Source organism: Allobosea sp. 05T438 (genome assembly GCF_056396025.1).
Window position 1 is genome coordinate 306,200 of record NZ_JBFTKQ010000001.1, and the last position, 25,430, is coordinate 331,629.

28 protein-coding genes are annotated in these 25,430 nt (G+C 65.7%); 5 read left to right on the forward strand and 23 right to left on the reverse strand.

The window, feature by feature from the left end; all coding sequences use genetic code 11:
* Positions 1-35 precede the first annotated feature (35 nt).
* The 3 genes from AC1DIN_RS01530 to AC1DIN_RS01540 form a co-directional block, all read right to left on the reverse strand.
* Positions 36-467 carry a cupin domain-containing protein gene (locus AC1DIN_RS01530; RefSeq protein ID WP_476808425.1) on the reverse strand — a complete coding sequence of 144 codons (432 nt, stop codon included), beginning with the start codon at positions 465-467 and terminating at the stop codon, positions 36-38.
* An 88-nt stretch (positions 468-555) separates the two neighbouring features.
* Positions 556-1,347 (reverse strand): ABC transporter permease, encoded by a 792-nt coding sequence (locus AC1DIN_RS01535; RefSeq protein WP_441469604.1) that lies wholly within the window; start codon positions 1,345-1,347, stop codon positions 556-558.
* Positions 1,344-2,222 (reverse strand): ABC transporter ATP-binding protein, encoded by an 879-nt coding sequence (locus tag AC1DIN_RS01540; protein WP_476808426.1) that lies wholly within the window; start codon positions 2,220-2,222, stop codon positions 1,344-1,346. Before AC1DIN_RS01540 ends, AC1DIN_RS01535 begins: the two co-directional genes overlap by 4 nt.
* 187 nt (positions 2,223-2,409) lie before the next feature.
* On the opposite strand from AC1DIN_RS01540, the gene AC1DIN_RS01545 reads away from it, so the two are divergent.
* Positions 2,410-2,934: a DedA family protein gene (locus AC1DIN_RS01545; RefSeq protein WP_441469606.1), complete on the forward strand. Its 525-nt coding sequence runs from the start codon at positions 2,410-2,412 to the stop codon at positions 2,932-2,934.
* Positions 2,935-3,147: 213 nt separating this feature from the next.
* Positions 3,148-3,537 (forward strand): ComEA family DNA-binding protein, encoded by a 390-nt coding sequence (locus AC1DIN_RS01550; RefSeq protein ID WP_476808427.1) that lies wholly within the window; start codon positions 3,148-3,150, stop codon positions 3,535-3,537.
* Between the two features lie 224 nt (positions 3,538-3,761).
* On the opposite strand, the gene AC1DIN_RS01555 is transcribed toward AC1DIN_RS01550, so the two are convergent.
* The 3 genes from AC1DIN_RS01555 to AC1DIN_RS01565 form a co-directional block, all read right to left on the reverse strand.
* Positions 3,762-3,992 (reverse strand): hypothetical protein, encoded by a 231-nt coding sequence (locus AC1DIN_RS01555; RefSeq protein WP_476808428.1) that lies wholly within the window; start codon positions 3,990-3,992, stop codon positions 3,762-3,764.
* 275 nt (positions 3,993-4,267) lie between these two features.
* Positions 4,268-5,287, reverse strand: coding sequence for a ketol-acid reductoisomerase (ilvC, locus tag AC1DIN_RS01560; RefSeq protein WP_441469609.1), 1,020 nt, complete (start codon positions 5,285-5,287; stop codon positions 4,268-4,270).
* A gap of 14 nt (positions 5,288-5,301) precedes the next feature.
* Positions 5,302-5,967 (reverse strand): TetR/AcrR family transcriptional regulator C-terminal domain-containing protein, encoded by a 666-nt coding sequence (locus tag AC1DIN_RS01565; protein WP_441469610.1) that lies wholly within the window; start codon positions 5,965-5,967, stop codon positions 5,302-5,304.
* 143 nt (positions 5,968-6,110) lie between these two features.
* On the opposite strand from AC1DIN_RS01565, the gene AC1DIN_RS01570 reads away from it, so the two are divergent.
* The gene (locus AC1DIN_RS01570; RefSeq protein WP_476808429.1) at positions 6,111-6,656 is read left to right on the forward strand and encodes a DUF924 family protein; all 546 of its coding nucleotides are present in this window, start codon (positions 6,111-6,113) and stop codon (positions 6,654-6,656) included.
* A gap of 100 nt (positions 6,657-6,756) precedes the next feature.
* On the opposite strand, the gene AC1DIN_RS01575 is transcribed toward AC1DIN_RS01570, so the two are convergent.
* The 5 genes from AC1DIN_RS01575 to AC1DIN_RS01595 all read right to left on the reverse strand — a co-directional run bounded on the left by AC1DIN_RS01575 (position 6,757) and on the right by AC1DIN_RS01595 (position 10,863).
* Positions 6,757-6,978, reverse strand: a complete 222-nt coding sequence (locus AC1DIN_RS01575) for a hypothetical protein (RefSeq protein ID WP_476808430.1) — start codon at positions 6,976-6,978, stop codon at positions 6,757-6,759.
* A gap of 2 nt (positions 6,979-6,980) precedes the next feature.
* Positions 6,981-7,523, reverse strand: a complete 543-nt coding sequence (gene ilvN / locus AC1DIN_RS01580; protein ID WP_441469613.1) for an acetolactate synthase small subunit — start codon at positions 7,521-7,523, stop codon at positions 6,981-6,983.
* Positions 7,524-7,571: 48 nt separating this feature from the next.
* A complete protein-coding gene (locus tag AC1DIN_RS01585; protein WP_476808431.1) occupies positions 7,572-8,261 on the reverse strand; it encodes a glutathione S-transferase family protein in 690 nt (229 codons plus the stop codon).
* Positions 8,258-8,968 carry an aspartate/glutamate racemase family protein gene (locus tag AC1DIN_RS01590; RefSeq protein WP_476808432.1) on the reverse strand — a complete coding sequence of 237 codons (711 nt, stop codon included), beginning with the start codon at positions 8,966-8,968 and terminating at the stop codon, positions 8,258-8,260. Before AC1DIN_RS01590 ends, AC1DIN_RS01585 begins: the two co-directional genes overlap by 4 nt.
* A gap of 131 nt (positions 8,969-9,099) precedes the next feature.
* Positions 9,100-10,863: an acetolactate synthase 3 large subunit gene (locus tag AC1DIN_RS01595; RefSeq protein WP_441469616.1), complete on the reverse strand. Its 1,764-nt coding sequence runs from the start codon at positions 10,861-10,863 to the stop codon at positions 9,100-9,102.
* 328 nt (positions 10,864-11,191) lie between these two features.
* Here AC1DIN_RS01595 and AC1DIN_RS01600 point away from each other — a divergent pair, with 328 nt between their 5' ends.
* Positions 11,192-12,658, forward strand: coding sequence for a GGDEF domain-containing protein (locus tag AC1DIN_RS01600; protein WP_441469617.1), 1,467 nt, complete (start codon positions 11,192-11,194; stop codon positions 12,656-12,658).
* On the opposite strand, the gene miaA is transcribed toward AC1DIN_RS01600, so the two are convergent.
* Positions 12,659-13,600, reverse strand: a complete 942-nt coding sequence (miaA, locus tag AC1DIN_RS01605; RefSeq protein WP_476808433.1) for a tRNA (adenosine(37)-N6)-dimethylallyltransferase MiaA — start codon at positions 13,598-13,600, stop codon at positions 12,659-12,661. It abuts the gene before it with no gap.
* On the opposite strand from miaA, the gene serB reads away from it, so the two are divergent.
* The gene (gene serB, locus AC1DIN_RS01610; protein ID WP_476808434.1) at positions 13,599-14,486 is read left to right on the forward strand and encodes a phosphoserine phosphatase SerB; all 888 of its coding nucleotides are present in this window, start codon (positions 13,599-13,601) and stop codon (positions 14,484-14,486) included. The genes miaA and serB overlap by 2 nt on opposite strands.
* Before the next feature lie 76 nt (positions 14,487-14,562).
* Here the strand turns inward: serB and AC1DIN_RS01615 are convergent, their stop codons facing one another.
* The 11 genes from AC1DIN_RS01615 to AC1DIN_RS01665 all read right to left on the reverse strand — a co-directional run bounded on the left by AC1DIN_RS01615 (position 14,563) and on the right by AC1DIN_RS01665 (position 25,421).
* A complete protein-coding gene (locus AC1DIN_RS01615) occupies positions 14,563-14,904 on the reverse strand; it encodes a DHCW motif cupin fold protein (protein WP_476808435.1) in 342 nt (113 codons plus the stop codon).
* Between the two features lie 435 nt (positions 14,905-15,339).
* Entirely contained in the window at positions 15,340-16,515 is a 1,176-nt protein-coding gene (locus AC1DIN_RS01620; protein ID WP_476808436.1) for a hypothetical protein, read from the reverse strand.
* 153 nt (positions 16,516-16,668) lie between these two features.
* Entirely contained in the window at positions 16,669-18,186 is a 1,518-nt protein-coding gene (locus AC1DIN_RS01625) for a DegQ family serine endoprotease (protein ID WP_476808437.1), read from the reverse strand.
* A gap of 134 nt (positions 18,187-18,320) precedes the next feature.
* Positions 18,321-18,512 carry a DUF2065 domain-containing protein gene (locus AC1DIN_RS01630; protein WP_400506061.1) on the reverse strand — a complete coding sequence of 64 codons (192 nt, stop codon included), beginning with the start codon at positions 18,510-18,512 and terminating at the stop codon, positions 18,321-18,323.
* An 18-nt stretch (positions 18,513-18,530) separates the two neighbouring features.
* Positions 18,531-19,466, reverse strand: coding sequence for a protease modulator HflC (gene hflC / locus AC1DIN_RS01635; RefSeq protein ID WP_441469623.1), 936 nt, complete (start codon positions 19,464-19,466; stop codon positions 18,531-18,533).
* A complete protein-coding gene (gene hflK / locus AC1DIN_RS01640; RefSeq protein WP_441469624.1) occupies positions 19,463-20,623 on the reverse strand; it encodes an FtsH protease activity modulator HflK in 1,161 nt (386 codons plus the stop codon). Before hflK ends, hflC begins: the two co-directional genes overlap by 4 nt.
* A 154-nt stretch (positions 20,624-20,777) precedes the next feature.
* A complete protein-coding gene (locus AC1DIN_RS01645) occupies positions 20,778-21,293 on the reverse strand; it encodes a dihydrofolate reductase (RefSeq protein ID WP_441469625.1) in 516 nt (171 codons plus the stop codon).
* Positions 21,294-21,297: 4 nt separating this feature from the next.
* Positions 21,298-21,780 carry an N-acetyltransferase family protein gene (locus AC1DIN_RS01650; RefSeq protein ID WP_476808438.1) on the reverse strand — a complete coding sequence of 161 codons (483 nt, stop codon included), beginning with the start codon at positions 21,778-21,780 and terminating at the stop codon, positions 21,298-21,300.
* Complete coding sequence (locus AC1DIN_RS01655) at positions 21,777-22,031, reverse strand: thymidylate synthase (protein ID WP_476808439.1); 255 nt, start codon at positions 22,029-22,031, stop codon at positions 21,777-21,779. The genes AC1DIN_RS01650 and AC1DIN_RS01655 overlap by 4 nt, the downstream gene beginning before the upstream one ends.
* A gap of 368 nt (positions 22,032-22,399) precedes the next feature.
* Positions 22,400-23,833, reverse strand: coding sequence for a Re/Si-specific NAD(P)(+) transhydrogenase subunit beta (gene pntB, locus AC1DIN_RS01660; RefSeq protein ID WP_476808440.1), 1,434 nt, complete (start codon positions 23,831-23,833; stop codon positions 22,400-22,402).
* Positions 23,834-23,846: 13 nt separating this feature from the next.
* Complete coding sequence (locus AC1DIN_RS01665) at positions 23,847-25,421, reverse strand: Re/Si-specific NAD(P)(+) transhydrogenase subunit alpha (RefSeq protein WP_476765525.1); 1,575 nt, start codon at positions 25,419-25,421, stop codon at positions 23,847-23,849.
* Positions 25,422-25,430: the final 9 nt, after the last annotated feature.

Sequence of the window (25,430 nt, forward strand, 5' to 3'; positions counted from 1 at the left end):
CCCCGCCGACCCGCATGGCCCTGGCCGTCCGTAGCTCAGCCCGCCGGCACTGCGGGAACGAGGCCGTGACGGACCATGACCTCCCTGACCGCGGCGGGATCGGGCGGCCCGCCACCGACCAGCAGGCCGGCGATCTCACGAAAATATCCCGGCCCCAGCACGCCGGGCGACAGGATGCAGAGGCAGGTCGCCGCCCGATCGCTGTCGTTCCGGAAGCCGTGGATGACGCCGCGCCGGATGAAGGCCGACTGACCGGGCCGCAAGGCGACGTCGCGGCCGTCGATCGTGAACGTCAAGGTTCCGTCGAGACCGTAGACCGTCTCGTCCCAGCTCTCGTGATGGTGAGGCACGGGAACCTTTCCCTTGGGAGCCACGGTCATCCGAAAGACGTCGACGCTGCCTTCGGTTTCGTCCTTGTCGTGCAGGAACTCCAGGAGCAGCCCACCGATGCTGATCGTTTCGGCCACCGGAACCTCCCACTCTTGCGCGCGATGCTCCGATCCTAGCGATATGACGTAGAGGAAGCCACGGTTTCCGCCCCGGGCTCGGCCGCCATCAGGCCACCGTCGTCGAGCTCTGCCCCGGCCGCCAGACCAGCAGCCGTTTCTCGACCAACGTCACCAGCGCGTCGATGGCGATGACGAAGATCGCCAGGATCAGCATGCCCGAGAACACGCCGGTGACGTCGAACACGCTCTCCGCCTCATGGATCTTGTAGCCGAGCCCCGCCGAGGAGCCGAGATATTCGCCGACCACCGCGCCGACCAGCGCGAAGCCGACCGAGGTGTGCAGCGAGGAGAACATCCAGGTCAGCGCCGAGGGCCAGTAGACATGCTTGAAGAGCTGGCGCTCGTTCATGCCGAGCATGCGCGCATTGGCCAGGATCGTCGGCGAGACCTCGCGCACGCCCTGGTAGACGTTGAAGAACACGATGAAGAAGACGAGCGTGAAGCCAAGCGCCACCTTCGACCAGATGCCCAGCCCGAACCAGAGCGCGAAGATCGGCGCCAGCACGACGCGCGGCAGCGCATTCGCCGCCTTGATATAGGGGTCGAACACCTGAGAAAGCAGCTCGCGCCGCGCGAAGGCGAAGCCGAACAGGATGCCCGCGAGCGAGCCGATGACGAAGGCGAGCACCGTCTCGGTCAGGGTGATGCCGAGATGCCAGTAGATGTCGGCGCTGGTGAGCTGCTTGAAAGTGCGCGTCAGCACCGCGACCGGCGTCGAGAAGAAGAACTGGATCGTCTTGACGTCGCCGAACAGGCTCGTGGTCGTCGCGACATGCCAGAACAGCAGGAATGCGATCATCACCAGGATCTGGAGCGAGATGAGCTTCATGCGCTTCATGATGCGTCTCCTCCGACCAGCTCACGTCCCTCGCCCATCGCATAGGCCTTCTGCACCTCGACGCGCAGCGAGGTCCAGATATCGCGATGGATCTCGTGGAAGGCCTTTTCCAGCCGGATGTCGGCGATGTCGCGCGGGCGCGGCAGGTCGACCTTGTAGTCGGCGACGATCCCCGCCGCCGGGCCGGCCGACATCACCACCACCCGGTCGGAGAGCGCGATCGCCTCTTCCAGGTCGTGGGTGACGAACATCAGCGCCTTGCGGTCGCGCGACCAGAGATCGAGCAGGAGGTTGCCCATGATCTGCCGGGTCTGCGCGTCGAGTGGCCCGAAGGGTTCGTCCATCAGCAGGATCTCGGGATTGCGGATCAGCATCTGCGCGAGGCTGACGCGCTTGCGCTGGCCGCCCGAGAGCATGTGCGGATAGCGGTCGACGAAGGTCCGCAGACCCACCCGCGCCAGCCATTCGCGGGCGCGCTGATCCGCCTCCCGCTCCGGCACGCCCATCGGCTCCAGCGCGACCTTGACGTTGTCCAGTGCCGTCTTCCACGGCATCAACGCGTCCTGCTGGAAGAGATAGCCGGCGCGGCGGTTGAGGCCCGCAAGCGGCTTGCCGAAGATGCCGACCGAGCCGGCCGACGGCGAAAGAAGCCCCGCCGCCGCGTTGAGCAGCGTGGACTTGCCGCAGCCTGTCGGCCCGACGATCGAGACGAACTCGCCGGGATGGACCTTGAGATCGATGCCCTTGACCGCCTGATAGCGGCCGCCATCGGCGAGATGGAAGGTGATGTCGACACCGCCCAGCGCAACCGCCGGATCCCCCGACGAAACCGGCGCTTTCCCCGCATGAGCATGCGGGCGATCCTGCAACTCCATGAAATCCGTTTCCTCGTCGGCAGCCTTGCGCCGTGCCGGCAGCTTTTCTGTATTGCCGAAATTAATAGGCGATCGTTCCGGGAAGGCAACGGCGCCACGCCCTGCGGCTGCCCGTCGCTTGCATCGTTCCGCCGACACAGCCATATGCCTGAGCCGACCCGACCCCGCAGGAGCCGAGCCGAACGCCATGGCCGACATCGAACAAGCCATGAAGGCGCTCGTCGAGTTCATGCAGGCCAATCAGCAATGGGCGATCCCGATCGTCTTCGCGGTCGCCTTCGCCGAATGCGTCGCGATTCTCTCCTGGCTCGTCCCGGCCACAGTATTCTTCACCACCTTCGGCGCCGTCGCAGGAGCTTCTGGCCTCAACCTCGTTCCGCTGGCGCTGGCGGCTTCGCTCGGCGCCGGTGCCGGCTTCTGGGTGTCCTACTGGGCCGGGCTCGTCCTCGGCCCGCGCGTCCACGACTACTGGCCCTTCACCAAGAACCCTGAACTCCTAGACCGCGGCCACGCCTTCTTCGAGAAGTGGGGCATCGCGAGCATTCTGATCGGCCACTTCTTCGGGCCGCTCAGGGCGGTGATCGCGATCGTGGCGGGCATCGTCGCCATGCCGTTCTGGGCGTTCCAGCTCGCGAACTGGGGTGCCTCCTTCGCCTGGGGCTTCGGGCTGCTCTACGGCGTCGGCCGCGTCAGCGAGTTTCTCGCCCGCTGAACGCGCCCCGAACCTGACTGCCCGGTGAACACAGCATTCGGTATCTGTTCAATTCGAAAGGCGTCTATTCGCATCGTCGCATCGCGGCGCGCCACCATCATCGGCGAGCCCGGCGCGGCGCGCTGAACGGCCCCGCGCCGCCAGCGTCGTCCGGCAGAGGGACCCGGCCCCTGTCGAACGCGATGATCCGGGCCGACCCAGTGAGGTCTTGCCATGACGATGTCCCGTTTCCTGCTCCCCCTCGTCGCGCTCGCCGCCATGGGCGGCCAGGCTTTCGCCCAGACCGCGACGCAGCCAGCTCCCGCCGCGAAGCCCGCCGCACCTGTCACGGCGCCCGCCGCCCCGGCAACGCAGGCAGCGCCCGCAACCAAGCCGGCGACACCCGCCGCCGCCCAGCCCGCGGCTGCCCAGGCCAAAAAGATCAATATCAACACGGCCACCGCCGCCGAGCTCGACACCCTCAAGGGCATTGGCGAGGTCCGCGCCAAGAAGATCATCGAGGAACGCGGCAAGGCGAAGTTCAAGGATTTCGCCGATCTGGTGAAACGCGGCACCCTGCCCTCGAACGTCGAGGCCGAGATCAAGGACAAGGTCACCTTCTGACCGACGAAAAGGCCTCCGGCGCCCTGCGCCGGAGGCCTTCGCCGATTTCGGCATCGATCGCGGGTCTGCCGGCGCTTACAGCAGGCCGAGAACGATCGCCAGCATCATCGCCAGAGACAGCGCCAGCACCGTCCGGATCACGGCCGGCGCTTCGAAGATCCGCAAAAGTTCCATCGCAGCCTCCCCAGGCAGCAGGCAAACACGATCCGTCTCCCGCAAGAAATTCAGTAGACGAGCAGATCGACCGCGATCCACGCGATCACGGCCAAGGCGAGCCCCGCGACCAGCACAGTCAGGACCGGCCGCCCCAGGAAACCCTGCCTCGCCTCCACGGGCGTCTCCACCGCCGGGTGGGCATCGCTGTGATCGGCCGCCCGCAGCGGCGGCAACGGGTCACCCCCGCGCAGCCTCTCCAAATCCTGTTCGGGCACTCTGGGTCGAACGTCGACCGTCATGACCGTCTCCCATGATGTTTCCCTGGCCTTTCGGCCCTGCACCGGAAGTGAAACTCCTGTCGGCCCGCGGTGTTCCTGCGTCCGCCTAAACGCAGCGGGCGGCAGCCTTCCGGCCGCCGCCCGCAAATATCCGAAGACGTTCGGTATCAAGCAGTTACGAGAACAAGCGGAATCAAACCCGCAACCACTTGAATCAAACTCTCAAGCCTGTGCCTCTCACGTCATTCTCGGGCGCCGCGGAGCGGCGACCCGAGCTTGACGGAGATCGAAAGGGCTCAGTTCTTCGACTTGTCGACCAGGGCCTTGGCCTTGATCCACGGCATCATGTCGCGGAGCTTGGCGCCGACTTCCTCGATCGGATGGGCAGCGTAGCGGGCGCGGGTCGCCTTGAACGAGGTCTGGTTGACCTTGTTCTCCAGCATCCAGTCGCGCGTGAACTTGCCCGACTGGATGTCGGTCAGCACGCGCTTCATCTCCGCCTTGGTCTCGGCCGTGATGATACGCGGGCCGGTGACGTACTCGCCGTACTCGGCGGTGTTCGAGATCGAGTAGTTCATGTTGGCGATGCCGCCTTCGTAGATCAGGTCCACGATCAGCTTCACCTCGTGGAGGCACTCGAAATAGGCCATCTCGGGGGCGTAGCCGGCCTCGGTCAGCGTCTCGTAGCCGGCCTTGATCAGCTCGACCAGGCCGCCGCAGAGCACGACCTGCTCGCCGAACAGATCGGTCTCGCACTCTTCCTTGAAGGTGGTCTCGATGATGCCGGCGCGGCCGCCGCCATTGGCCGAAGCGTAGGACAGGCCGAGGTCATGGGCGTTGCCGGTCGCGTCCTGGTGGATCGCGATCAGGGTCGGCACGCCGCCGCCACGCTGATACTCGGAGCGGACGGTGTGGCCGGGACCCTTCGGGGCGACCATCAGCACGTCGAGGTCCTTGCGCGGCTCGATCAGGTTGAAATGGACGTTGAGGCCGTGCGCGAACAGAAGGGCGGCGCCCTCCTTCATGTTGGCGTGCAGCTCGTCGCGATAGATGTCGCCCTGCAGCTCGTCGGGGGTCAGCATCATCATGATGTCCGACACCTTGGCCGCCTCGGACGGCGTCATCACCTTGAAGCCGGCATCCTCAGCCTTCTTGCGCGTGGCCGAACCGGCCTTCAGAGCGATGATGACGTCCTTGACGCCGGAATCGCGCAGGTTCAGCGCATGGGCATGGCCCTGCGAGCCGTAGCCGACGATGCAGACCTTCTTGCCCTTGATCAGGTTGATGTCGGCATCACGATCGTAATAGACGCGCATGGGTGTCTCCTTTGTCACGCGTTGTTCGTCTTCCGGCCCGGATCGTTCTGCGCCGTGCCGTAGAGGGTGAGAAACTGCTCGGTTGCGCGCTCCGCGTCGCGCGCGATTTCGGCCCTGCTCAAGGTCAGCGTATCGCCGAGCAACAGCCGGATCTGGACGTCGCGGCCCGCGAGACCGAAGAAGGTGCGGAAGGCCGTCTCTGTATCGTCGAAGGCGATGAGACCCGCTTCGCGGCCGGCATCGAGCACCGGCTTGAGGCGCTCGCCGATGGCGAAGCGGCCATTGGCCAGCACGATCGAGCCGAGATTCCCGTCGCGGGACGCCGCCTGGCTGACGGCGACGCGGTTGAGCGCGATCGAAGTCGGGCTTGAAATCACGTCCAGCCAGTTCGCAGCGAAGCCCTTCAGGCTCTCGCGCAGGGTGCCGGCGTCGAGATTCTGCCGGTCGTAATTGCCTGCCCTCACCTTTGAGGCTTGCCACTGCACCGTCGCCGTCAGCAAGCCCTCGCGGTCGCCGAACCACTTGTACAGCGTTTCCTTGGAGCAGCTGGCGCGCCGCGCCACGGCGGTCATGGTCAATCCGCTGCCCTTCTCCACCATCAGGCTGAGCACGGCATCAAGCACGGCCTGCTGGCGCACCGTCAGCGCCTCGCCTTGTGCCTCTGCCTGAGCCTGCGTCATGGGTTCGGAGAAATCCAGTACCGTACGTTACGGTTCAGTCGTCTAGCGCAGCCGCCGCATGCGGGCAAGCGTTTTTCGGGGCTGGCGGCAACCCGGAGAGGAATTATCTCTGAGGCCCTGTCGCCTGAAGAACGGAACCGCCCATGACCCTGCCGAGCGCCCCCGAGATTCTCGCCTTCTGGCGCGAGGCCGGCCCCGAGAAATGGTTTGCCAAGGACGAAGCCTTCGATGCGGAGATCACCCGGCGCTTCCTGCCCGTTCATGAGGCCGCGGCAGCCGGCAAGCTCCACGCCTGGGAAGAAACCCCGGAAGGCGTCTACGCGCTGCTGATCCTGCTCGATCAGTTCCCGCGCAACATGTTCCGCGGCAGCCCGCGCGCCTTCGCGACCGATGCGCAGGCCCTCGCCGTTGCGGAACGCGCGATCGTACGCGGCTTCGACGACGCCTACGAGGCGCCGGAGAGGCGCTTCTTCTACATGCCGTTCATGCATTCCGAAGAGCTGGCCGATCAGGAGCGCTGCATTGCGCTCTGCGCCGCGGCCGAGGACCCCGAAGGCGTGAAATACGCCGAGGTCCACCGCAACATCATCCGCGACTTCGGCCGCTTCCCGCATCGCAACGAGGTGCTGGAGCGCGACACGACGGCGGAGGAAAAGAGTTTCCTGATGGAAGGCGGCTTCGCCGGCTGAATAGCGCCTCGATCTGCAAACGAAGCACGGTCATCCCGGACGGCGCGAAGCGGCGATCCGGGATGACCTCGCGTTTCCGCGAAGAGTGAGGATATCAGCCTCAGCCGCCCTGCTGGCTCGCCATCCGCTGCAGGAAGATCGCGGCGATCGTCAGAATGAACCCCGCCCACCAGAGCGGGGAGCGCAAGCTCTTGCCGCTGCCCATCGGTTCGGCCGGCGCCCGACCGGACAGGCGCATCAGCACCGGCATGGCGAGGCAGGCAAAGCCGACGAGGCCGAGCCCGAGCGCGATCAGGCTGAGCACCTCTGGCGTCAGCGCCATGCTCACATCGCCTCGGGGCCGCGGCTCATCGCGGCGATGCCGGTGCGCGAGACCTCGGTGAGCCCCACCACGGTCATCAGCTTAATGAAGCGCTCGATCTCTTCGGTCGAGCCGGTGAGTTCGAAGACGAAGGAGGTGAGCGAAGCATCGAGCGTGCGTGCACCGAAGGCGGAGGCCAGCCGCATCGCCTCGACGCGGTGCTCGCCCTTGCCGACGACCTTGACCAGGGCGAGCTCGCGCTCCAGCGCCTCGCCCTGCTCGGTCAGGTCGACGACGCGGTGGACCGGGACGAGCCGGTCGAGATGCGCCTTGATCTGGTCGATGACGCTGGCGGTGCCGGAGGTCACGACCGTGATGCGCGAAAGGTGTTTCTCATGCTCGGTCTCGGAGACGGTGAGGCTCTCGATATTGTACCCGCGCCCCGAGAATAGCCCGGCGATGCGGGCAAGAACGCCCGGTTCGTTGTCGACGATCACCGCCAGGGTATGGCGCGCGCTCGGCTGGGCCTTCGGGGCATTCGGATAATGGGTAGCGGGCTTCGACATGACGGACCTGTAGGCGGGTTGGAGCAGACGATTGGCGAAAGGGAAAGCTCAGGAGTGACGGAGATCGACGAGGGCGGGCTCGTCCACCTCGTCCTGCGTTACGATCCATGGCTCGGCCAGCGCGGCAGCAAGCCACTCGCGATAGGCGGGAAGCGCGAGGATCGCCCGCATGTAATCCTGCGAAACGGGGTCGACGGCGATGCCATAGGTATCGAGGCGGGTGACGACCGGCGCGAACATCGCATCCGCCGCCGAGAAGGCGCCGTAGAGGAACGGCCCATCGCCAGCAGCACCGAAGCGCTCGCGCGCCTGCCGCCACAACCCGGTGACCCTCTCGACGTCGCGGGCGACGCCCGGACCGCGGTCGCGGCCGGCAAAGCGCTTGCCCAGATTCATCGGGCAGGTACTGCGTAGCGCCATGAAGCCCGCATGCATCTCACTGGAGACGGCACGCGCATGGGCGCGGGCCGCGACGTCGCGCGGCCAAATCCGGGCCTGCGGATGCGTGTCATGGAGATACTCGCAGATTGCCAGCGTCTCCCAGACGGCGATATCGCCATCGACCACCATCGGCAGGGTACCGCCGCTGCCGGGCGCCGCGGCGAAGACGGTCTCCTTGAAACCGGGCTCGTCGAGCGGCACGAGCTGCTCGGTGAAGGCGATCCCCTTGGCGCGTAGCAGCAGCCAGGCCCGCAGCGACCAGGACGAGTAGCACTTGTTGCCGATGAGCAGCTTCATGCGGCCACGCTCTCCACTTCGCCGGCGAAATCGAGCGCCGCCGCGACATGGAGCGCGGTGGTGTCGAAGACGGGAACCGTGAAATCCGCCTGAGAGACCAAAAGCGTGATCTCCGTGCAGCCGAGGATCACGCCATCGGCGCCCTCCTCCCGCACCGCGCGTTCGACGACAGCGCGATAGCACTCGCGCGACGCCGGCTCGACGCGGCCGCGGCACAATTCCTCGTAGATCACGCGGTGAATCGCGTCGCGCTCCTGCGGCTGCGGCACCAGCGCCTCGACGCCGAAGGCCTTCAGCCGGTCGCGGTAGAAGTTCTGTTCCATGGTGAAGCGCGTCGCCAGCAGCAGCGGTCGGCGCGACGGCGTGGCGCGGATCGCCCGCGCCGTCACATCGGCCAGATGCAGGAAGGGCAGCTTGGTCGCGCCCGTGATCCGGTCGGCCACCTTGTGCATGGTGTTGGTGCAGAGCACGAGGCAGGAAGCGCCGCCGCGCTCCAGCCGGCGTGCGCTCTCGGCCAGCGCCGCGCCTGCCGCCGCCCAGTCACCCTGTGCCTGCATCTCGGCGATACCAGCGAAGTCGACCGAATGCAGCAATACATCGGCCGAGTGCAGCCCGCCCGCACGCGCGCGCACGCCCTCGTTGAGCAGCCGGTAGTAGACCGCGGTCGACTCCCAGCTCATCCCGCCGATCAGACCGATCGTAGCCATGTCGTTTCCTTTGCCATGCCGCCAGCGTCATTCTCGGACGTAGCGAAGTTTCGACCCGAGAAACTCTTCGAGGGCGGAACGCCCCGTCGGCCTGAGATGCGCGGGTCAAGCCCGAGCATGACGATGCTTCGTCAAACGAGCTGCTTGCCCTTGGCGTCGATGATCTGGCCGGTATCGCCTTCGAAATCGGGCAGGATCATCTCGTTATGCGCCTTGCCCGACGGGATCATCGGGAAGCAGTTCTCTTCCTTGGCGACATGGCAGTCGAAGATCACCGGGCCGGGCGTCTCGATCATCTCCATGATCGCGGCGTCGAGCTTGGCCGGGTCGTCGCAGCGGATGCCGTGGCCGCCATAGGCCTCGGCGAGCTTCACGAAGTCCGGCAGCGACTGCGAATAGCTCTCCGAATAGCGCCCGCCATGCAGCAGTTCCTGCCACTGGCGCACCATGCCCATATACTCGTTGTTGAGGATGAAGACCTTGACCGGCAGCCGGTACTGCACCGCCGTCGACATCTCCTGCATGTTCATCAGGATCGAGGCCTCGCCGGCGACGTCGATGACCAGCGCCTTGGGATGCTTCATCTGCACGCCAATGGCCGCCGGCAGGCCGTAGCCCATCGTGCCAAGGCCGCCCGAGGTCATCCAGCGGTTCGGCTCCTGGAACTGCAGGTACTGCGCCGCCCACATCTGGTGCTGACCGACCTCGGTCGTGATGTAGGTGTCGCGATCCTTGGTCAGCGCATGGAGGCGCTCCAGCGCATATTGCGGCTTGATGATCGTATCGGATTGCTTGTAGGCGAGGCTCTTGCGACCGCGCCAGCCTTCGATCTGCGTCCACCAGGTGGCGAGCGCGGTCTTGTCGACCTGCGGGCTGCTCTCGCGCCAGATCCGCACCATATCCTCGAGCACATGGGCGCAATCGCCGACGATGCCGATATCGGCCTTGACCGTCTTGTTGATCGAGGACGGGTCGATGTCGATATGGATCTTCTTCGAGCGCGGCGAGAAGCCGTCGATCCGGCCGGTGATGCGGTCGTCGAAGCGCGCGCCGATATTGATCATGACGTCGCAGTCATGCATCGCCAGATTGGCCTCGTAAGTGCCGTGCATGCCGAGCATGCCGAGCCACTGCTTGTCTGCGGCCGGAAAGGCGCCGAGCCCCATCAGCGTCGAGGTGACCGGGAAGCCGGTCAGCCGCGCCAGTTCGCGCAGCAGCGCCGAGGCGTGCGGGCCGGAATTGATGACGCCGCCGCCGGTATAGAAGACCGGTTTCTTGGCGCCTGCCATCAACTCGACCGCCGCCTTGATCTTGGCGAGGTCGCCCTTGACCACCGGGCGGTAAGTCTTGTGCTGGTTGTCGCGCGGGCGGCTATAGGTGCCGGTCGCGAACTGGATGTCCTTCGGGATGTCGATGACGACCGGGCCCGGACGACCATTCGCCGCGACATAGAACGCCTCGTGCAGGACGCGCGGCAGATCGTGGATGCTCTTCACCAGATAATTGTGCTTGGTGCAGGAGCGGGTGATGCCGACCGTGTCGCATTCCTGGAAGGCGTCGGAGCCGATCAGATGCGTCGGAACCTGGCCGGTGATGACGACGAGCGGGATGGAGTCGAGCAGCGCGTCGGTCAGGCCGGTGACAGCGTTGGTCGCGCCGGGGCCGGAAGTGACGAGCACGCAGCCGACCTTACCGGCGCCGGAGCGCGCATAGCCCTCGGCGGCATGGACCGCGCCCTGCTCGTGGCGGACGAGCACGTGCTTGACCTTGTCCTGCTGGAAGATCGCATCGTAGATCGGGAGTACGGCGCCGCCCGGATAACCGAACAGGTGCTCGACACCCTGGTCCTGAAGCGCGCGGACGACCATCTCGGCGCCGGTCATCATCTCGCTCATTACGCTCTCCTGAGGCTGATCTTCTGGTCTGTCTGGGAATTTAGGCAATAAAAAAGGCCCTCGGAGGGGCCTGGGCGTGCGCTGGCGTCGGGGACGCCCGGTTGTGAAACCGGCCCCTACCAGCGCACCTCTACGATAATAAGCTTGCGCATCGCGCTCACGGTCCTTAGCGGAAGTTGCGGAAACGCTAGCGGAGAGCGTCGTGTCGGTCAAGCGCCAACAACATGGTTACCGGCCGATCTGCGGCACACGCAAAAATCAGGTGCCGTTACGGAACGATTTCTCAATGCGTCCTTCGTAGTATCCGCGCGCTCGAACCGGGACGGACATGTACTACGAAGTCCACAGCGAGAATATCGCAGCACGCAGCCATGCGGCGCAGATCGCAGAGATCCTGCAGCGGTTCGCATTGCACGGCCATGGCGATGGCCCGGTCGCCTATGAAGCGTTCTCCGAAGAGATCCTGCCCCTGTTCGGGAAGGATCTCATGATCTTGGAACCCACGGGCGACGGCGATTACCGGTGGCTGCATTTCGGGCGCGAGATCGTACGCTATTCCGGCGCCACGCGTCTGGGACAGCGCGTCTCCGGCATGCGCCCGCAGGTTGCCCGCTTCACCATCGACAGCCTTGACCAGGCTCTGGCCGAAAACCGGCCGCTCTACACCGTGCATCGCTCAAGCGGCACGGTGCGCGTCGCGCTCTGGGAACGGTTGCTCCTCCCGACGATCGCGCAGGATGGGCGCCGCTTCGTCATCGCCTTCAGCCGGCCGCTGCAGTTCCGCGAGGATCTGCTGAACGCCGTGCTGGAAACCTCGCCGAGCGGCATCGTGGCGCTGAGGGCCATCCGCGACAATATCGGTGGAATCGAACAGACCGTCATCGTCACCGCCAACCGGCGCGCAGCCGAACTCAGCGGGCGGCCGGACGTCGATCTCCTGGATACGGACGGCCGAGAGAGCCTGCCCTTCCTCTCCGACCCGTCGATCTGGCAGCGCTGCGTCTATGCGATGAACCTCCAGCGCGCCGACGTGCTGGAAACCTCCTTCACCCAGCAGGGCAAGACCCTCTGGCTGCGCATCGCCATCGCCCCGCTCGGGGACGGGCTGCTGCTGACCCTCACCGACATCACCGACCTCACCGTCGCCAACCAGACGCTGCAATTGCGGGCCGCCACGCTCGCGCTGGAGATCGGCCGCGAGCGGGCTACGCGGCGCGCGCTGTCCGAGGAGATCGGCCAGCGCGAGGAGCGCGAGCGCGAGCTCAGGCGCCTGGCCGAGACCGACCCGCTCACGGCGCTGCTCAACCGCCGCTCCTTCACCGAGAAGGCCAATGCCGCCATCGCGGCAAGCGAGGCAGACGGCTCCGCTGTCGCGCTCATCATCGTCGATCTCGATCATTTCAAGCAGGTCAACGACAGCTATGGTCATCCGGCCGGCGATGCCGTGATCCGCGCCTTCGCCGATCTTCTGCTCGGGCAGTTTCGCAACGAGCACAATCTCGTCGGACGCTTCGGCGGCGAAGAGTTCGCCATCCTGCTGCAGGACTGCGACCTGGCCTCCGCTGCTTCGAGCGCACGCCAGATCCAGGACACCCTGCTCACCCGCTCCATGCCCGTTTCGGAGACGCTGGCGCTCTGCGTCACTGCCAGCCTCGGCATCGCCGCGCGTCATCCCGGCGAAGCCCTAGCATCCCTGACGGCGCGGGCGGACCAGGCGCTCTACCGGGCCAAGAACGAAGGCCGCAACCGGTTGGGCCTGGCGGCTCCGCCGGAGACCATCGTGGCGGCCGCCTGATCAGATCGCCAGCTCCTCGCAAGCGATCTCCAGCGCCGCGGCCGGCGCGACCGCCCGCCAGCCCGTCATCTGGTGCCGGAACCAGGTCACCTGCCGCTTGGCATAGGCGCGCGTATCGGCCTGCCCGCGCCTGATCGCCTCCTCCAGCGTGATCTCGCCACCGAGATGGGCAATCAGCCCCGGCACGCCATGGGCGCGCATGATCGGGAGCAGCGGATCGAGCCCGCGCGCCTTCAGCCGCGCGACCTCGTCGAGCGCACCGGCCGCGATCATCGTCTCGAAGCGCCGGTCGATCTGCCGCCGCACCGTCTCCCGCTCCGGATGGATGAACAGCCGTAGCAGCCCCTCCTCGCCGAGCGGCCCCGGCTCGCGCTCGCCCTGAAAGCTTGCGAGCGAGCGCCCGGTCGCGCGGAAGATTTCGAGCGCCCGCATGATCCGCATCCGGTCAGTCGGCCTCAGCCGCTCCGCCATCAGCGGATCGCAGGCCGCAAGCTCGGCATGGAGCGCGGCCGTATCAAGCCCATCGGCGTGAGCGCGAAACGCGGCCCTTACGCCCTCGGGAACCGCCGGCATTGCCGAGAACCCCTCGGTCACGGCCTTGAAATAGAGCCCCGTACCGCCGACCAGGATCGGCAGCGAGCCCTGCGCCTGCAAATCCTCCAGCAGCTTCGCCAGATCCTCGGCATAGCGCATCGCCGAGTAGTTCACGGCGCCGTCGACATGGCCGTAGAGGCGGTGCGGCACCATCGCCTCCTCCGCCTCGCTCGGCCGTGCCGTCAGGATGCGCAGATCGGCATAGACCTGCATGGAATCCGCGTTGACGACGGTGCCGCCGGTGCGGCGCGCGATCTCGATCGCCAGCGCGGACTTGCCGCTGGCGGTCGGACCTGCGATGAGCACCGCCCTGACCTGTCCTTCCGCCTGTCCCACCGGTCCTCGCATGCTTGTCGCCACACTCGTATCCGCCCACGGCCAGGCGCTGGTCGACGAGGCCCTTCTCGCCCGCCTCACCCGCACCATTCCGGGAGCCGTCCGCACCGCCGCGCTCGACGGCACGATCGCCGCCGATCTCTTCGCGGAAGCCGCCGACGCGCGCAAGCTCGAAGCCGACATCCGGACCGCGTTGGAAGGCGCCGCGATCGACGTCATCGTCCAGCCGGCAGCGACACGCCGCAAGGCGCTGTTTCTCGCCGATATGGATTCGACCATGATCGGCCAGGAATGCATCGACGAGCTCGCCGCCGTCGTCGGGCTCAAGGAGCATGTCGCCGCGATCACCGAACGGGCGATGCGCGGCGAGATCGATTTCGAACCGGCACTGCGCGAGCGCGTTGCGCTGCTCAAGGGCGTGCCGCTCTCGGTCGTCGACGAGATCATCCGCGACCGCATCACCCTGACGCCCGGCGGGCGCGAGCTCGTCCGCACCATGCGCGCCAACGGCGCCTACGCCGCCCTCGTCTCGGGCGGCTTCACCGTGTTCACCGGCCCGATCAGCGCGACGATCGGCTTCGACGAGCATCGCTCCAATCTGCTGCTGGCCGATAGCGGCATCCTGCGCGGCGAGGTCGCCGATCCCATCCTCGGCAAGCAGGCCAAGCTCGACGCCCTCATCGAGTTGCGCGCGCGGTTCGGCTTGACGCCTGAAGCGACGCTGGCTGTCGGCGACGGCGCCAACGATCTTGCCATGCTCGGCGAAGCCGGGCTGGGTGCCGCCTTCCGCGCCAAGCCGGCGGTTGCCGCGGCGGCCGACGCCAGGCTCGACCATGCCGATCTCACCGCCCTGCTCTACACCCAGGGCTATACCGGCGGCGAGATCGTCCGGGCCTGATCCATATACGGAAAGCGCGTGTCACCCCGGCTCTCCCTCCGATCGCCCGGGATGATCTACCCGTCCGAAAACCCGCTCAGTCGACGATGAAGAGCTTCGCGCCGGTCTTGGTCGCCGAGCGATGGGCTTCGGCGCCGTCGGCGACCTGATAGCTCATGCCGGCTCTGAGGGGCATCACGCGCCCGTCCGCGAGCGTGGTCTCCATCTCGCCCTCCAGGCACAGGATGATGTGGCCCTTGGAGCACCAGTGGTCGGCGACATAGCCGGGTGAGTACTCGACCATGCGCACACGGATGCGGTTCTCCTCCGGTCCGAAATACTGGACGCGCCAGATCGCTTCCCCGCTGTCGCCTGCATGATGCTCGGGCGGGATCGTCGACCAGTCCGTGGTGACGAAGGGAATCTCGCTGATCTTCATCTGGCCTCTCCCGGCGCTTCCGGACTTCCGGAGCAGCGTCGCGAAGCTCTAGCCATGTTCCAGCGCCCTGCGCCAGCGCGCTCCCCTCGTCGCCGGTCTGCAATCACGACATGAGAAGCACGGCCGGGCTGCCCTCGCATCCAGGTCCGCCTCGCCCTCACGATTACGGAATGCCACCCTTCCCGAGCGACGGGACTCGGAATGTGCTCCGATCGAGAGGAGATATGCCTTGAACGACCAGCCCCTTGTCGGTTGCGATGCTCGGCTGTTGTTGCGTGCGGATACCGCTGTTCGGAGCAGCGGGGACAAGTCTGGACGATGACAGCACGCATTCCGGGTGCGGTTCGCAGGGCCGCGGAGCAGCGGGCTTGTCCTCCGCCATCGCCATCGGACCGGCAGAGATCGTCAACAACGCGATCGACAGAAAACGCATCATCATTTTCGTCCCTCTCCAGGTGTTGACGGTACGATCGACGTCGAGACGGCCCTGAAGCCGAACACCACCGGTCGCTCCAGAAGCTGTTTGAGGGCGAACTCGTTGCTGTCGGCCCGGCTGTAAGTTCCCCCTGGCCCGCCGCTCAGCAGCGCCGACACGCGATCCTCCAGGCTTTTGATGCGCGCCTCGCTCGAGGATGCAGCTCCGGCTCCGACAGGTTCGGCCTCAGCAGGCGGAGCTGCAGCGCGGGCGGATGCGCCGAGCGCGAAGTCACGGGTTTTGCGATGCTCGATCTCGCGGGTCATGAAGACGCGGTTGACCAGCCTGAGCTGAATCTTGGCCGTGTAAGCGCCATCCTTCGTCGCGAGAACACGTTCGTTGACAGCGAACGCCATGACGCGTCGAAGAAATTCATCGCGGCAATATAGCTGCGTCGGGGGGTCCTTACACCAGATATCAAGGCGGGCCGCTGCAATACCTGCGGAAACGCCATAGGTTTCCGATATCGGGATCTTGATTTCTTCGGTGTCGTTTCGGCCGCTGGAAAGGCCGAATGTCAGACCGACATTATCGATAAGGCTAGAAGCCTTGACGGATTTATTTATCGTAATGCCCGGAAACAATGCCAGAGACAGCTTGATTTTATCGCTGACATCGCCGGCATCGACCTCATAATTGCTTTGTTTCCTGATCTTTTTTCCGTTCTCAAGCTCGGCCGTTGTGCTGAATGTCGGCCGCTTGAGATTTGCCTCCCGCTTCAGGTCTTCGCGGAGGCTGATATGCGCGATTCTGACCGCCTTGCCTAAAATCGCTTGGCTTTCATCGGCATCTTCGATCACCGCCCAGACATCGCCGACATGGAGATCTTCCTCCGGCGGAAACACAGGGGTGATCCCCAGCTTGGCGATGCTGCTGTTCCACGACGCAGCAATCGACGCCGCCGTAACCGGCTCTTCCTCTCGAAACGTCAGGTACTGCCAGATTGCGATGCCTGCCGCAAAAAGGGCGACGCCCACGAGGCTCACCTGCGCCGAGGCAAGCGTCTTGATACGCTTCCAGATGGCGACTTCGCCTGGAACTGTTTGAGCTGCGCTCGTCCCCCTTCCGCCTGAGTGCGAAGACGATGGCTCCGACGGCGGCACAGGAGTTTCTGCTGGGGGCCGCTCATCGGGCATGCACCACATCCAGACAAGAAATGCAACCTATAGATGATTAATGCAACCCATCGATCTGTCAACCGCCCTTACGTCAACAAAAAAGGAGCCCTGTGAAGGGCTCCTTTCCAACCAGCAGATCGCCATGTCGGCAGAGACGACCGACGAGGTATCTCAGTTCATCGAGACGGCGACGAAGCGGACCTCGCCCTGGCCGTTGGAGACGAGCAGGAGGGCGGACTTTTTTCCCTCCTTCTTAAGGGTGTCGAGTCGCTTGGTCACGTCCTGCGGAGCGTTCACCGGCTCCTGGCCGACCTCGACGATCAGTTCGCCGACGAGGATGCGCTTGTCGGCGGCGTTCGAGTTGGCGTCGACCTTGGTGATGAGCACGCCCTTGAGGCCGTCCTTGATCGAGTAGCGCTTGCGCAGCTCATCGGTCTGCGCCGAGAGCTCGAGGCCGAGCGCGCTCGTCACTGCCGGCTTGGGCGCCTCGGCGGCCGGCTTGTTCGCCGACGCCGCCTGGACCTTCTCGCCATCCTCGAGGCGGCCCAGCTTGACCGTCTTGACCTCTTCCTTGCCCTTGCGGATCACTGCGATCGGCACATCCTTGCCCACCGGCGTCGCCGCGACGATGCGCGGCAGGTCGCGCGAATCCTTCACGTCCTTGCCGTCGAACTTGACGATGACGTCGCCGGTCTCGATCCCGGCGGGCTTGGCCGGGCCCTTGTCGTCGACGCCAGCGACGAGCGCGCCACGCGCCGTGCCCAGGCCGAGCGCTTCGGCGGTCGCGTCATCGACGGTCTGGATGCGCACGCCGAGCCAGCCGCGCCGCGTTTCACCGAACTCCTTGAGCTGGTCGACGACATTGGTCGCCAGCGTCGAGGGCACTGCGAAACCGATGCCGACCGAGCCACCGGTCGGCGACAGGATCGCCGTGTTGATGCCGATAACTTCGCCCGCCATGTTGAACAGCGGGCCGCCCGAATTGCCCTTGTTGATGGCCGCATCGGTCTGAATATAGGTGTCGTACGGGCCCTGGCTGATGTCGCGGTTGCGGGCGGAAACGATGCCCGAGGAAACCGAGCCGCCGAGGCCGAACGGGTTGCCGATCGCCATCACCGGGTCGCCGATCCGCATTTTGTCGGAATCGCCGAACTTGACGGCCGGCAGCGGCTTGTCGTGCTTCACGCGCAGCACGGCGAGGTCGACCTTGGTGTCCTTGCCGATGACCTCGGCCTTGAGCCTGAGCCCGTCGTTGAAGATCACCGTGATCTCGTTGGCATCACCGATGACGTGGTTGTTGGTGACGACGATGCCCGACGGATCGACCACGAAACCGGAACCGGCCGATTGCGAGCGGCGCTGCTGCGGCGCCTGGCGCTCGCCCTGCTGGTTGCGGCGGTTGAAGAACTCCTCGAACAGGTCGCCGAAGGGGGTGTCCGGGCCGAGCTGAGGCAGCTGCGGCAGGTTGCGGCCCTTCGTGTCGTTGGTCGTGACCGCGGAGATGTTGACCACCGCCGGCATGACCTTGTCGACGAGATCGGCAAGGGAAGATTGCCCTTGCAGCAACGGAGTGTTGGCCTGCGCGTGCCCCGGCGTCAGAACCGGCGACGCCAGCAACGCGAGGCCAGCGACGCCGGCAGCGAGAGCGATGCGGACGGACCGGACTGCGGGAACGGATTTCGATGCCATATGAATCCTCATGACGGAAAGATGCGGGCCGATCGATCCAGGCAGGCGCGCGCGTTGATTGAACTCCAAAATGCGGCGGAAGGGCGACACACGATCATGTCAGTGAACACGATCGCGTGCCCTATGCCGTCATTCTACCAGCTACCACGCGCGAACCATACCAGGAACACACCCAGCACCGCCGAGCCGAGGCCGATGAGCCGCATCCGATCCGGCGGGGTTTCCGCCGCGCTTCGCAGGGCATCCTTCGCCAGATGCGGGATCGCCGCGAAAAGGATGCCCTCGATAGCGAAGACCAGGCCGAGCGCCGCGACGAAATCAAGCATCCGCGTCGCTCGCCATGATCAGGGCCGGGCCGGTGCAGGCGTGGCAGGCGTCGCCGGAGCTCCCGCCTGACCATCCTGACGCTGCGCGTTCGGACCGTTGAAGTAACGGAAGAACGGTGAATCCGGCGTCAGCACCATCCGGGTGTCTCCTGGCTTGATGCTGGCCTCATAGGCCTGCATCGAGCGGTAGAAGGAGAAGAACTCCGGATCCTTGCCGAAGGCTTCGGCGAAGACCTTGTTGCGTTCGGCCTCGCCCTCGCCCCGGATCACATCCGAGCGCTGCTGCGCCTCGGCGACGATGACGGTGGCGTCCCTTTCGGCCCGCGCCTTGATCTCCTGCGATTGCTGGCCGCCGAGCGCGCGGGCTTCCGCGGCCTCGCGCTGACGTTCGGTCTGCATCCGCTGGAACACCGCCGCCGAGTTCGCCGCCGGCAGGTCGACGCGCCGGAGCCGAACATCGACCACCGTCATGCCGAAGCGCGCCGCCTCACGGTTCACGTCGTCGCGGATGCGGTTCATCAGCCGCGAGCGTTCGGTGCGCACCACCGAGGTGAAGGTCGCTTCCGCCAGCACCGAGCGGACATTGCCGTTCACGATCGAGGCGAGCTGCGAGTTCGCACGAGGGATGTTGTTGACCGCCTGGTAGAAGCGCAGCGGATCGGAGATGCGATAGCGCGAGAAAGCATCGACCACGAGACGCTTCTGGTCCGAGGCGATGATTTCCTGCGCCGGCAGGTCGAGATCGAGGATGCGGTTGTCGAGCAGCGTCACCGTCTCGATCGGCGCGAACCACTTGAAGTAGAGGCCGGGCGCAGTCTTGACGGCACGCACCGCGCCGAGCCGGAGCACGATCGCCGACTGCGTCTGCGAGACCACGAAGGTGCAGGCATAAAACACGACTGCGACGGCGGCGACGACGACCAGCAGCGCCGCGCGAAGGTAGGAACCGTTCATCGGTTGGCCCCTCCCTGCAGACGGGAGCCCTGGGCCTGTCGGCCCGCATTGAGCTGGTCGAGCGGCAGATAAGGCACCACGCCCTGCCCACCCGCGGGGTTGTCGAGGATGATCTTGTCAGTCCCGCCCATCACGCGTTCCATCGTCTCCAGGAAGAGACGCTCGCGCGTCACGCCCGGAGCATTCTTGTATTGCTCGTAAACCGCGTTGAAGCGGCTCGCCTGACCGCGCGCCTCGGCAACGGTCTGTTCCTTGAAGGCTTCCGCCGACTGGACGAGCTGGGCCGCCCGGCCACGCGACTCCGGCACGACGCGGTTGGCATAGGTCTGCGCCTCGTTGCGCAGGCGCTCCTGGTCGGCGCGCGCCGCCTGGACGTCGCGGAAGGCGTCGATGACCTGCTGCGGCGGATCGACCTTCTGGAGCTGGACGAGACGAATCTGCACGCCCGCATTGTAGCCGTTGAGCGTCTCCTGCATCAGCTGGCGCACCTCGGTCTCGATCGCGCCACGGTCAGTGGTCAGCACCGGCTGGATGTTGCGGCGGCCGATGATCTCGCGCATCGCGCTCTCAGCCACGGCCTTCACCGTACCCGGCGGATCCTGGATGTTGAAGACGTAGTTTTCGGGCGCGGCGGGATCGATCTGCCACTGCACGATGAAATCGATGTCGACGATGTTCTCGTCACCGGTGAGCATTAGGCTCTCTTCGATGACGTCGGTCTGGCGCGAGGTACGCACCGATTCGACCGTGCGGAAGCCAACCTCCGTGGTGATGACGTTCGTCACCTGCGGCTTGATCACGCTGCCGATCGGATAGGGCCAGTTCCAGTTGGCGCCCTCGCCCGTCTTGCCGGCGAAGCGCCCGAAGACGACGTTGAGGCCGACCTCGTTGGGCCGCACGAAATAGATGCCGGACCCGAGCCAGATCAGCACGAGCACCAGAAGGCCGAGCACAAGCCCGCGCCCGCCGATATTGCCGCCCGGTATCAGGTTCTTCAGCCGATCCTGGCTGCGCCGCAGGATTTCCTCGAGATCGGGCGGATTGCCGTTGCCTCCGCCTGAGCCGCCCCCCCATGGGCCGCCACCACCGCTACCCCCGCGCTGGCCCCAGGGTCCACCCCCGCCGCTGCCACCGCCGCTCTGATTGCTCCAAGGCATTCCCGAGCCGATCCCTTCCGTTCTGTCGAGGCCGAGCCATAGGCGAATAGCGGCCGCTTGTCAGCGCCTTCGGCTGAAGACGCTGGGCTGAGTTGGTCATGGGCCACGGATTCGTCAACCGCGCAAGCCATTCATCGTGAACGGAAAGCGGCGATCAGCCGCGCCTGCGGTAGGTGACGAAGGTATAAGGATACTCGTTGTCCGCATCGGCATGGTGATGCTCGTTTGCTCCGGCCTCGAAGGCGCCGCGCTCCCAATCGGGGAAAAGCGCGTCTCCGGCCGGCTCGGCATGGACCAGCGTCAACTCCAGCCGGTCGGCGAAGGGCAGCGCCTGCCGATAAACCTCAGCGCCGCCAGCGACCGTGACGGAATCCGCACCGCTCGCTGCTGCCACCTCCTGCCCCGTCGCCAGAGCCTCGTCGAGCGAATGCGCGACCCTGACGCCGTCCGGGGCGAAGCTCCGATCGCGGGTCAGCACGATGATCTCGCGCCCCGGCAGCGGTTTGCCGATGGAGAGGAAGGTCCTGCGCCCCATCAGCACCGGGCGGCCCATCGTCAGCCCGCGAAACCGCTGCAGATCCTTCTTGAGCCGCCAGATCAGGCGGTTGTCGTCGCCGATCACGCCATTGTCGGCAACGGCCGCGACCACCACGATCGGGCGCTTCTCCATGGCTTCAACCCTCCGCGCCCAATCGCCTGAGCGCCTCGCCCTCCAGCCGCTTCACGGTCCACTCGTCCTGCGCCTTGGCACCGATCGACCGGTAGAAAACGCGCGAAGGCTCGTTCCAGTTCAGCACCCACCAGGCGAGGCGCGGCAGATTTTCTGCGACGCAGCGACGCGCCAAGCCGGCGATCAGCCCCTTGCCGATGCCGCGCCCCCGCTGTCCCGGCCGGACGTAGAGGTCCTCAAGCCAGATGCCATGGCGGCCCGAGAAGGTCGAATAGGTGTAGAACCAGACTGCGAAGCCGACCGGTTCGCCATCCCATTCGGCAATGTCGCAGAAGACCTTCGGATTCGCGCCGGACAGCGCCTCGCCGATCTCCGCCTCGGTCGCGACGACCTCGTGCAGCAGTTTCTCGTATTCGGCCAGCTCCTTGATGAAGGCGAGCACGAGCCCGGCCTCGCCGGGGCGGGCGGAGCGGATGTTGAGGGTCATGCTGCGATCGGCGCCTTGATAGTGGGGTGGGAGTCGTAGTCCGGGATCGTCACGTCCCCGAACTGGAAATGTTCGAGCCGCGACACTGCCGGATTGAGCGAGGGCTTTGGGAGCGCCCGGGGCTCGCGCGAAAGTCGCAGCGGGGCCTGCTCGAGATGAGTATCACCGAAGGAATGGAGGAATTCGCCTGAGCCCAGCCCGGTCACCTGCATCACCATATGGGTCAGCAGCGCATAGCTCGCGACATCCAACGGTCTTCCGGTCACCGCTGTTTGGCCCAGAATCGGTATGATGGCGGTATCTCCACTGCAGGACTAAGCGAAAGAATCGGCTGCAACCAAGATTACGGTTACACCACAGCTAGGGCTTGTGCACATGGGTTGCCCCGCGCACCCAACCAAATACGGCGTGAGCGGCACGGTCGGGATTAGCTCTAATAGTCTCGCGAAGGCGTGCGAGCAGAATGGCAGAGCGATGCTCGATTCACGTAAATCGTCACACGCCTAAGCCCGCTCGGCTCGGTACATCAGCATTCAAGCCCCAGCACGAGGCCGGGGCTCAACAGTGCGTCGTTGAATTTCGATTGGAGGCGAGACGCGAACCGTGACCGCAGATCGCTTCACGCGATCTGCGGGAGGAGTTTGTCGACGGACGCCTTGGCGTCGCCGTAGAACATCCGCGTATTCTCCTTGTAGAAGAGCGGGTTCTCGATGCCGGAATAACCGGTGCCCTGGCCGCGCTTGGAGACGAAGACCTGCTTCGCCTTCCAGACCTCGAGCACCGGCATGCCGGCGATCGGCGAGTTGGGGTCTTCCTGCGCCGCCGGGTTGACGATGTCGTTGGAGCCGATGACGATCGCGACATCCGTTTCCGGGAAGTCCTCGTTGATCTCATCCATCTCCAGCACGATGTCGTAGGGCACCTTCGCCTCGGCGAGCAGCACGTTCATGTGGCCCGGCAGGCGTCCCGCGACCGGGTGGATGGCGAAGCGGACTTCCTTGCCGGCGGCGCGCAACTTGCGCGTCAGCTCCGAGACCGATTGCTGGGCCTGCGCCACCGCCATGCCGTAGCCGGGCACGATGATGACGCTGTCGGCCTCGTTCAACGCCGCCGCAACGCCGTCGACGTCGATGGCGATCTGCTCGCCCTCGATCGCCTGCGCCGGGCCGGTCGTATTGCCGAAGCCGCCGAGGATGACCGAGATGAAGCTCCGGTTCATCGCCTTGCACATGATGTAGCTGAGGATCGCACCGGACGAGCCGACCAGCGCGCCGACGACGATCAGCAGGTCGTTGCCGAGCGTGAAGCCGATGGCCGCAGCCGCCCAGCCCGAATAGCTGTTCAGCATGGAGACCACGACCGGCATGTCGGCACCGCCGATGCCCATGATCAGGTGGTAGCCGATGAAGAAGGCGAGCAGCGTCATCAGGATGAGCGCCCAGATGCCGGCGCCCTTCACATAGAGGATCAGCAGCAGCAGCGAGAGCGCCGCGGCACCGGCGTTCAGCACATGGCCGCCGGGCAGCTTCTTGGCCTTGCCGTCGACCTTGCCAGCGAGCTTGCCGAAGGCGACGATCGAGCCGGTGAAGGTCACCGCGCCGATGAAGACGCCGAGGAAGACCTCGACCTTCAGGATGCTGATCTCGACACCGGTCTTGTGCGCCAGCACAGCGGCAAAGCCGGTCAGCGCCTCACGCGCGGCCGGTTCGAGCGCCTGGACCGACCCCAGCTCGATATGCGCGTTGAAGCCGATCAACACGGCGGCAAGGCCGACGAAGGAGTGCAGCGCCGCGACCAGCTGCGGCATCTCGGTCATCTGCACCTTCATCGCCACCTGCCAGCCGATGGCGGCGGCGATGGCGAACATGACGATGACGAGCCAGAGCTTGCCGCTGCCCGGCCCGAAGACCGTCGCGACCATCGCAAGCGCCATGCCGACGATGCCGTACCAGACCGCACGCTTGGCGCTCTCCTGATTGGACAGGCCGCCGAGCGACAGGATGAAGAGGATGGCGGCGGAGATATAGGCCGCGGAAACGATACCGATGCTCACCTCAGAGCCCCCCTCAGGACTTCTGGAACATGGCGAGCATCCGGCGCGTGACCAGGAAGCCGCCTACGATATTGATGGATGCGATCAGTACCGAGACCATCGCCAGGATGGTGACGAGCCAGCCCGAGGAACCGATCTGCAAGAGCGCGCCGAGCACGATGATGCCGGAGATCGCGTTGGTGACCGCCATCAGCGGCGTATGCAGCGAATGCGACACGTTCCAGATCACCTGGAAGCCGACGAAGCAGGAGAGCGCGAACACGATGAAATGGCTCATGAAGCTCGCCGGCGCATAGGCGCCGACGATCAGCATCACGACCGTTCCGACGGTCAGCAGCGTCAATTGCGAGCGGGTCTGCGCCTTGAAGGCAGCCGCCTCCAGAGCGAGCTTCTCCTCGCGGGTCGGCTCCTTGGCCTTCTCCTTCGGCTTCTGCGCCGCGATCGCGGCGACCTTGGGCGGCGGCGGCGGGAAGGTGACGGCGCCCTGATAGGTCACCGTCGCGCCGCGGATGACGTCGTCCTCCATGTTGTGGACGAGCTTACCGTCCTTGCCGGGCGTCAGATCCGTCATCATGTGGCGGATATTCGTCGCGTAGAGCGTCGAGGACTGGGCTGCCATCCGGCTCGGGAAGTCGGTGTAGCCGATGATGACGACGCCGTTCGGGGTAACGGTGCGCTGGTCGGGCTTGGTCAGTTCGCAATTGCCGCCGCGCTCGGCGGCGAGATCGATGATGACGGAGCCGGGCTTCATCGCCTCGACCATGTCCTTGGTCCACAGCACCGGCGCATCGCGACCGGGGATCAGCGCTGTGGTGATGACGATGTCGATCTCGGGGGCGAGTTCGCGGAACTTCTTGAGCTGCGCCTCACGGAACTCGGGGCTCGACGGCGCGGCGTAGCCACCGGTCGTGGCGCCATCCTGCTGCTGGCCCTTGAAGTCGAGGAAGACGAACTGCGCGCCCATCGATTCGATCTGCTCGGAGACCTCCGGGCGCACGTCGAAGGCATAGGTCACGGCGCCCAGCGCGGTCGCCGTGCCGATCGCGGCGAGGCCCGCGACGCCCGCGCCCACCACCAGCACCTTGGCCGGCGGCACCTTGCCGGCGGCCGTGATCTGGCCGGTGAAGAAGCGGCCGAAATTGTTGCCGGCCTCGATCACGGCGCGATAGCCGGCAATGTTGGCCATCGAGGACAGGGCGTCCATCTTCTGGGCGCGCGAGATGCGCGGCACCATGTCCATGGCGATGACGTTGGCGCCCTTGTCCTTGCAGAGCTCCATCAGCTCCTTGTTCTGCGCCGGATAGAAGAACGATATCAGCGTCTTGCCGGCTTTCAGGCGCTCGGCTTCCGCCGGCTCGGGCGGCCGCACCTTGGCGACCACGTCCGCCTCGTCCCAGAGTGCGGAGGCTGTCTCGACCACCGTCACGCCAGCAGCGCGGTAGGCATCGTCGGTGAAGCCCGCAGCAACGCCCGCCCCGGTCTCGACCAAGCAATCATAGCCGAGCTTCTGGAGTTGCAGCGCGCTCTCGGGCGTCATTGCAACCCGCGCCTCGCCAGCCAGAACTTCCTTCGGTGATCCGATCCTCACGGTGCCCCC